The sequence below is a fragment of the Streptomyces sp. MK37H genome (genome assembly GCF_018035285.1).
GTDB lineage: Bacteria > Actinomycetota > Actinomycetes > Streptomycetales > Streptomycetaceae > Streptomyces > Streptomyces endocoffeicus.
The window spans coordinates 1-2079 of sequence record NZ_JAAAYH010000760.1 but is presented as its reverse complement, the minus strand read 5'-3'; the positions used below and the strand labels follow the sequence as shown (position 1 = coordinate 2079).

Here is a 2079-nt window from a genome sequence, read left to right as displayed (position 1 = left end):
ACGGCAGTCGTGGTGGTGCGCTTGAAGTCGGCCAGCGGCGCCTGGTCGTAGCCGCCCATCTCGCCCCACGTCACGACGGTGACGGTCCGGCCGTCGCGGCCCACACCGAAGAGGTGGATGCCGGGCTCCGAGTCCGGGTACGAGGTGTGGACGCCGTAGACATGGGCGCCGTCCTCGGCCGTCAGGGCGCCGTAGTCCCGCCATGAGGCGGTGCCCTCCGGGTACTGGTTCTCCCAGTCGGCGGCGCAGTTCCGGATCTTCTTCTCGGCCGCGGCGGCGAGCTTGCGGGCCGCCTCGACCGTGCCGGTCCTGACCACGATCTGGGTGGCGCCGGTGTCGTACTCGGTCCAGAAGGTGCGGTGGGTCGCCCCGGCCGACGGGAAGGTCTTCTCCACGCAGAACGGAGGGGTCTCGGGCAGGCCCTTGGTGACATCACTCGCGTACCAGTCGGAGCTCGGATGCGGCGGGAGCTCCCTCGGCACGAGGTGGCCGGGGGTGCGCAGGGGCACGGCCACCTGCGCCCCCGCCCCCGCCCGGGCCTGGGCCTGGGCCTGGGCCTGGGCCGACGGTGCATGGGCCTGAGCCGGCCCGGTCCCGGCCACGGTCACGACCCCGACGGCCGCTGCCACGACGCCGAGCGCGGCGCCGCGGAATGAGTGCGTGGGCTTGCGCATGAGGTGTTTCCCCGTCTCTTCCCGATCTCAGGGTTTCAGCATGTCGCCGTCGCACCGGGAGGTCGCGGCGGCAGGACAAGCGTGTGCGCCACCTGGCCGTGGCGGCTACGGCCGGCAGGGCATTCGGGACGCTGGAACGCCTGCACGTACGCTGACTTGGGGGTATGACAACACCCTGGAACGCGCTCGTGGGACGCCCACGGGACGATTCGCGGTGCCGGGGACGATATTGGGGGGTGGTCGGCGTGGGGAACGCCAAAGAGGTCGAGGACTTCGCCGAGAGACTGCGGGCGCTGAAGGAGCGCTCGGGCCGCAGTTACGGCTCGCTGGCCACACGACTGCACGTCAGCACGTCCACGCTGCACCGCTACTGCAACGGCGACGCGGTCCCGGCGGACTACGCCCCCGTCGAGCGCTTCGCCCGGCTGTGCGGCGCCACCCCGGAGGAGCTGGTCGCCCTCCACCGCCGCTGGATCCTCGCGGACGCCGCCAAGCGCCGCGCACGCGAGGCCGACCGCGAGGGCGCCGTGTCGACTCCGCGCCGCGGCGACGGCGCTGAGCGTCCGGCCGCGGGCGACGGCGAGAACCCGGCCGACCGCCCGGCCGCGGCCGGCACCGCACGGGGGACGGACGCCCGGTCCGGTGGCGGTGAGCCGCGGCAGTCGGCCGACCTACGAGGCGCCGACGCCGCGTCGGACGCGTCCGGGACCGCCGCGACGCCCGCCGCGCCCCCGGCCGCCGACCGCCGTCAGGCGCGCGTCGCCGCGTCCGGCCCGGACCCGGTGACCGACCCTCACCCGGACGCGGCCACGGCTACCGGCACGGCCGGAGAGGGCAGCACCGGGCCGGAGGCGGGTGACCTCTCACCCGACGTTCAGCCGCGCGCGGGAGCCGATGGGCGACGAGATGTACGGCCGGACGCCGCCACCCCGGCCGCCGCGTCGACGGCCACTCCGATATCCGACGCCCACCCGGCCGCACACCAGGCATCCGCCGCGGCCGACCCCGCACCGGGCCGACCCGGAGGCGAAACCGGCCCGATCCGGTCGGCGCAGGGCCGTAGCGCCGCGCGGCGGGGCGAGGCCGCACACCGGAACGGCAGCCCACACCGGAACGGCAGCCCACACCAGGACGGAACCCCACACCAGCGCGGTGACGCCACCGACCGGGCGGACGGCAATCGGGCCGACGGCACCCAGGCCCAACCGCCCGGCACGCCGCCCACGGGCGAAGCCGGACCCCCGGCCACCGGGCAGGCCCGACCACCTCGCCCGTGGTCCCCGACCACCAACCGGGCCAACGGCGGCCGGGCCAACGGCGATCGGGCCGACGACACCCGGACCGACGGCACCCACGCCCAACCGCCCGGCGCGCCCACGACCAAGACCGAACCCGCAGCCACAGG

Annotated in this window: 2 protein-coding genes; one reads left to right on the top strand and one right to left on the bottom strand. The window is 75.8% G+C overall.

What is annotated here, in order from left to right:
* The coding region (locus tag GWI24_RS43625; RefSeq protein ID WP_210951549.1) for a hypothetical protein at nt 1-674 on the bottom strand (674 nt) is incomplete at its 3' end.
* 245 nt (nt 675-919) lie between these two features.
* On the opposite strand from GWI24_RS43625, the gene GWI24_RS46010 reads away from it, so the two are divergent.
* A partial coding sequence (locus GWI24_RS46010; RefSeq protein WP_308344286.1) for a helix-turn-helix domain-containing protein occupies nt 920-2079 on the top strand: 1160 nt, incomplete at its 3' end.